3 protein-coding genes are annotated in these 5,998 nt (G+C 70.2%); all 3 read right to left on the minus strand.

What is annotated here, in order from left to right:
- The coding region (locus ACOGW9_RS01530) for a hypothetical protein (protein WP_419907719.1) at positions 1-458 on the minus strand (458 nt) is incomplete at its 3' end.
- Between the two features lie 13 nt (positions 459-471).
- Positions 472-4,119, minus strand: coding sequence for a fibronectin type III domain-containing protein (locus ACOGW9_RS01535; protein ID WP_419907721.1), 3,648 nt, complete (start codon positions 4,117-4,119; stop codon positions 472-474).
- Between the two features lie 219 nt (positions 4,120-4,338).
- Complete coding sequence (locus ACOGW9_RS01540; protein ID WP_419907723.1) at positions 4,339-5,562, minus strand: fibronectin type III domain-containing protein; 1,224 nt, start codon at positions 5,560-5,562, stop codon at positions 4,339-4,341.
- Between the last annotated feature and the right edge of the window lie 436 nt (positions 5,563-5,998).

Consider the following 5,998-nt stretch of genomic DNA (forward strand, 5'->3'; position numbering starts at 1 on the left):
GCATTATCGGACCTACGCACCAAGTACACGCGGACCTCATAACGAGTGCCCTTCTTCAGGCCCGTGAACACATCGCTGAAAGCGAAAGTCCAGTCGTCATAAGTGCTCAGCGCGCTGTCATGGGACACGCCGGCCGGCAGCGAATGCTGCGAGCCTCTCGCGGGCCAACCAGCCGATGCCTCCCTAATCAAGACCACAGCCCTGGAAACGCGCCCATCCGGGGAGGTAGCAACTACGGTCAGCGTCGGCTTGCCGTCAGCGCCGGCCCCCGCCGTTATTGACCTGACTGATGGCCAACTGGAGAAACTCTGGGCCGACGCAGGCGCGGGCGGCAGCGCCAGCACCATCACCGAGCTCACCATCAACACGGCCAGAGCACCGGCGAAGCAGCGCCGCGGAGACAGAGCCGGGCGCGACGCACCGGCTTCGGCGCGAGGTCTCTTGGTGAATCCGGTCATCTGCTAGCGCTCCTTACTCTGGCCCCAAGAGCGGCGGCAGGGTGACGGTGGCGTGGACGCGCTCGCCTTTGCCGGCGTCGTTCTGCGCCCGCACCCACACCTTGTAGGCCGTGCCGGGTTCGAGGTTGCGGAAGGTGGTCGTGAGCTTGCCCGCCTTGGGACGGTGCGTCGTTCCGTCGCCGCCGCCGACCGGCTTGATATGCACGATGTAGCGGTCGGGGGCGCCGCCGGACTGGGGGGCCTGCCAGGTGACGGTCACGCTCTTTTTCCCGGCTGCGAGTTGCAGGCCGGTCACCGGGCCCGGGCCGGGCAGCTCCGGCGGCGATTCGCTCTGCTGCGCCTGCGGTTCGCGCTCCGGCTCGGGCTGTTGAGGATCGGGCTCCTGCGGCGGCGGGTCGAGCTCTTGGAGCGGCGGGTCGTCCTGCTGGGGTGGCGGGTCGCCCTGGTCGGGTGGCGGGTCGCCCTGGGGTTGGGGTTGGGGTGGGGTTTGGGTGATGTCGATGCGGTAGTTGGTGCGCTTGCCTGAGATGGTGACCATGAACCACAGCTCGGTGGGGCCGCCGTCTGGTGCGAGGGCCAGCTCGACTGGCGTGCCGGAGGGGCGTATGCGGGTGGGGCGGGTGTAGGTGGCGGCGCCCCAGCGGGATCCGCCGAACACGCTCGTCCCGTCGGCAAAGACCGGGGTGAGCGTGACGCTCGTCGTGCCCGCCGGGACCGCGGCCCGGTACGACGTCGTGTCCGGGGCGAAGTCGGGGCTGAGCGCCACCGCCTGCGACCCCGCCGACAGCGCGATGCCGCACAGCGGGCCGCTGTCGGGCTCGCATTCGGGCAGCTCGGGCTGCTGTTGCTGCTGTTGTCGGGGCTGCTGGTCTTGGCGGGGCCGTTCGACGCGTCGGGGTTCGCGGTCTGTCGATGCGTCGCCGCGTGTGACGGTGAGGGTGTACTCGCGCGGTGCGGGGGCTTTGGGTGCGTCGACCTCGACGGTGATGACGTTGTCGCCGATCTCGAGGGGAACGTCGACTGCGGCGCTGTCGGTGTCGAGGGGTTTGCCGTTGACTTTGGCTGTGGCGGCGGAGTAGACGGTGGCGGGCTTGACGGTGATGCGTGTGACGTCTCGGGGGACTCGCAGCCCGAAGCTGTCGCTGGGCGAGGAGATGTCCACGTCGCTGGTGGGCAGGCTCTGGGAGGGGTCGGCGGGGTTGACGGTCAGCGAGCGCAGGCTGAGCCCGGCGGGTCCCATCAGCTTCAGTTCCTGCGCGGACAGCCGCGGCGCGTCGGTCCACGCGCCGATGGAGAGGTGTTCCACGTCGAGCCGCAGGCACAGCTGCGCCGTTGCCTGCTGTTGGCCGGGGGGTATGGCCAGGTTGTGTCTGCCGTAGAGCCGCGCAGCCGACAGCGCGGTGCCTGCGGGCAGGCAGTCGCCCCAGTAGGCGGCGCCGACGCCGTTGATGCTGAGATGCACGGTGATGCCCGGCGCGGTGGGCCGGTCGAGGCGCGCGGTGATGGTCACGGCGCCGCCCGCTGCGGCGTCTTGGGGTTCGACGCTGAGGGTCAGCGCGGTGGGCGGGTTCGGCCCCAGCACCCGCACCTTGACGCCCGCCTTCACGACATACGGGCCCGAAAATCCCGCAGTGACCGTCATCGTGCGGCCCGCGGCCGCCGCGGTCGCGCACAGCTTCACCGTCGTCTCCTGCCCGCCGGGGGCAATCATGCCGGCCGTGCCGTGCTCCCAGGCGCAGTCGGGCCCCCAGCGCGCCCCGCCGCCGTCGCCTGAGGTGTCGAACCACACCTCGGTCAACGTCAACGCGGGCCGGTCCAGGCGGGCCGTCACCGTCACCGAGCCGCCATGCGCGATGGCGCCAGGGGCCACGCCCAGCGTCAGCGCCGGCGGCGGCGGAGGCGGAGGCGCCGCCGACGTGCCCGCGCCGGTGGACCAGCGGCTCGCCGCCTGGCCGCCGGAGAACTGGCGCACCCGCACGTCATAGGCCGTGCCGTTGACCAGCCCCCCAACGGTGTACTCGGTGCGGTAGAGGTACTCCGTCACCCACGTCGAGCCGTTGATGAGCGCCCTGGGCGCCACCCAGCCGGTCGACGGGTCGCCCGGCGCGGTCGCGTCCGCATCGGGCGCCGAGGACGCCTTCCAGTTCACCTCGTAGGCCGTGTTCGGCCCGACCGGCTTGTTCCACGTCAGCGCCAGCGCCCCGTCGCCCGACTCCACCGACAGATCCAGGCCGGTCGGGTCGCGGTCGCGGTCCCATATCTCCACCGTTTGCGATTCCGGGTAGTCCTCGTAGTAGGGACTGAAGATCTCTTCCGCGCGCTGGGTCGGGTACGCCTGCGAACCCCTCAACAACCCCGAGGGCAGCGGCGAGCCCAGCGCCACCGTGAAGGTCTCGTCGTCGTCGTCGTCGTCGCGCACCGTGGTGATCGTGGTCTCGCCGATGATCTTGCCGGCTTTGATCGTGACGGTCGCGGGTGAAGGCGCCACGTAGTCCCCGGACTCCGCCGTGCCCGCAGTCACCGTCAGCGGTATCGTCACGTCGCTCGCCAGCGCCGCGGTCAGCACAGCCTTCACCTTCACTGTGTCGCCCTCCGCCACGCCCACGGTGGCAATGACTGAGACCACCCGGCGGTGGGAGACGGTGAGCCGCTCCGTGTCGGACAGGCTCAAGTCGGCGCACTCGACCGTGTAAATGAGGTACGCGTCTCTCGGTGGGCCCAAGACCCGAAGCGCAATCTCCGCGCTCGTCTGGCCGGCCGCGATGACCAGTGTGCGAGTGTCCGTCCCGCGTTGGACCGAATAGTGTACGACCGAGTAGCTGATGACGCAGTGGGTGTCGGTCAACGCCGGACGGTCCAGCGTCGCGATCAGGCTGAACGGTATGCCCGGGCTCAGGGTCGTGCCCGTCCCCGTGCTCAGGGTCACCGAGGTGGGCTGGTTCTCCACCGAGGGCGTGCCCACGGCCTCGGTAGACCATGGACCGGCCCCAGCCGAGTTCACCGCCCGTACCCGCACGCGGTAGGCGACGTCGTTCGCCAGCCCGCCGACAGTTGCCGTCAGGCCGCTCACGTCGGTGTCTGAAGCAGGCCAGACGGCGTCCGAGACCCGCTTGCGCTGGACCTCGTAGCGGATGATCTCCGTCGCGCCGGTGTTCACCGGGGCGCTCCACGACGCCCTCAGCTCCGCGTCCCCAGAGACCAGCTTGAGCCCGACCGGCGCGTCCGGCAGAGGCTGCACCGGCGTGATGACGACCGAGTAGACCGAGACGCTCAGGAAGTCCGCGGAGTTGACAATGATAAGCAGCGTGGTCGCTTCGGTCGTCGACAGCGTCACGCTCTGCGAGGCGCCGGAGCCGGAGAAGACTCCTTCGCCGATCTTGGTGTCGGAGGGATTGCCTTGGGCCTTCCAGAACACGGTGTGGCCGCCGGTCCACGACGGCGTGACCGTCACGCTGGTGGCGGTGCTCAGGACCTTTGCGTTGTAGCTCGTGGTGCCGCTGCTGAACGCCGGGTCGAGCGCCAACGCGGTCCCGTCCGCCGACAGCGTCAGCCCGGTCAGGGCGGCCCCCGTGGTCGCCGAAGCGGGCGGGGCAGCGACCACGGCCGCCGAGCCCACCAGCAGCACGGCGAGAACCAGGGCCAAAAGGCCCCGCGGATTCATGGTGCGGCGGGGTGGGCGAACCTCAACGAGGCGGCGAGCCCCCCCCCCCCAGGGTGGCGGCGGGCGTCGCTTGACTGCGTGCGGCCTAGCTTCATGTGGACTCCCTTTGAGGTTCCCCACCGGTGATTCCGACACGAGGACCCCACCACGTTCTAGACGATGCCGAACCGGTGGTTGGAATGATGGCGGCGGCGGATTCCGCGCGCCCTGCGGCTACACCTACCGCGGCGGGGTGGCGGGAAGGGTTACCCGGGCGTGGGCGCGCTCGCCCTTGCCGGCGTCGTTCTGCGCCCGCACCCACACCTTGTAGGCCGCGCCGGGTTCCAGGTTGCGGAAGGTGGTCGTGAGCTTGCCCGCCTTGGGACGATGCGTCTTTCCCTTGCTGCCGCCGACCGCCTTGAGCTGCACGATGTAGCCGTCGGGGGCGCCGCCCGACTCCGGGGCCTGCCAGGTGACGGTGACCCTTTTGCCCTTGGCCAGCAGTTGCAGGCCGGTCACCGCGCCGGGCCGCTCCACTTGCTCCTGCGGCTGGGACTCCTCTTCCGGAGGCGCCTCCCGCTCCTGCGGCTGGAGCTCCCCCTCGGGCGGCGGAGCAGCCGGTGGGTCGGCCTGCGGCGTGGTTTCGGGACCCTTGATCCGCACCCAGCCGCTGGACTGCGCGCTGAACTGCATGTAGTTGCCGCCGGTGAAGGAGCGCACGAACACGCCGGTGGCGACCCCGTTCTCGAGTCCCCTGATGGTGACGCTGGTCGCGCCGCAGGGTGCGGCAACGCCGTCGCCTTGGCTGAGGGCGTTGGGGTCGGCAGGGTTGGCCCACACGCCCGACACCTGGCTCCAGCGCAGGGCGTGCTTGATCTCGCCGTCGGGCACGCCCTCGCGAGGCGTCGGCGTCCAGCTCACGGTCAGCGTCCCGTCGCCGGGCGTGACCCGCACGTCGGACGGCTTGCTCTTCTCGGGGTCCACCACCGGGTAGTCCCTTTGCGCGTCGACGGCGTGGCAGCTCTCGTCCGGCCCCGGCTGCGATACCGCGGCCTCACCGCCCTGGTACTGCCCCTGCTGCTGGGAGGCGGTGGTGAAGGACGTCGCTTCGCTGGCGGGGCTATAGCAGGCGTGGATGGTGCGGGCCCGCACCCTGGCCGTGTAGGCGGTGCCGGGCTGGAGCCCGGTGACGGTGTAGTTTCGGTAGTTCTCCCAAGGCCGCAGTGCGGTGAATAGCGTTTCTGAGACCCACGAGCCGCCCGCGGTGAATATGTAGACGGTGTAGTCGGTGATCAGGCTGCCCCGCTGCTGCGAGCGGGCCCAGGAAAGGGTGACGGATGTGGCCGACGCGCTGGGGCTGCCGGAGAAGGCGGGCTTGGTCGGCGGCGTCATCGACTCGAAGTGGCACCAGCCGGTATCGAACCGGGCCTCGGACTGAGCTTCGGCGGGCCGGGGCGCAGGCACCAGCAGCGTCGCCGCCCCGACGAGGACGGCGACCAGAAGTGTCGCCAGCCGGCGGAGGACCCGGCGGGCTGGCTCAGCGGGCCGGGAGGCGGAAGTGCCCGGGCTTAGAGGCCGCGCGGAGTGACGGAGCGGCCCCATACCCCCCCCCCCCCCCGAAAGGTGCAGCGCCGGGCTTCGCGGAATTGCGGGCGGCCTCGCAGAACATGTGCACTCTTCTTCCCCGCGGTGATCCCGACGTGTAGATTTCGCCACATCCTAGGCGACCCCGCATAACCCAAGGCACGCCGTCAGATCCCAAGCCGAACGCGAAGCCTGGGCAATGCTGCGAGCACATCAGCGCACTATGGACCGGGTTTATGTCACATTTGCCGGGGACTTCATGCTCGATTTGCCGCAGCGAGCGTGCCTGTTTCGCCGATCCATCGTCAAGCCCAAG

Source organism: Candidatus Poriferisodalis sp., from assembly GCF_965203655.1.
Lineage (GTDB): Bacteria > Actinomycetota > Acidimicrobiia > Acidimicrobiales > Poriferisodalaceae > Poriferisodalis.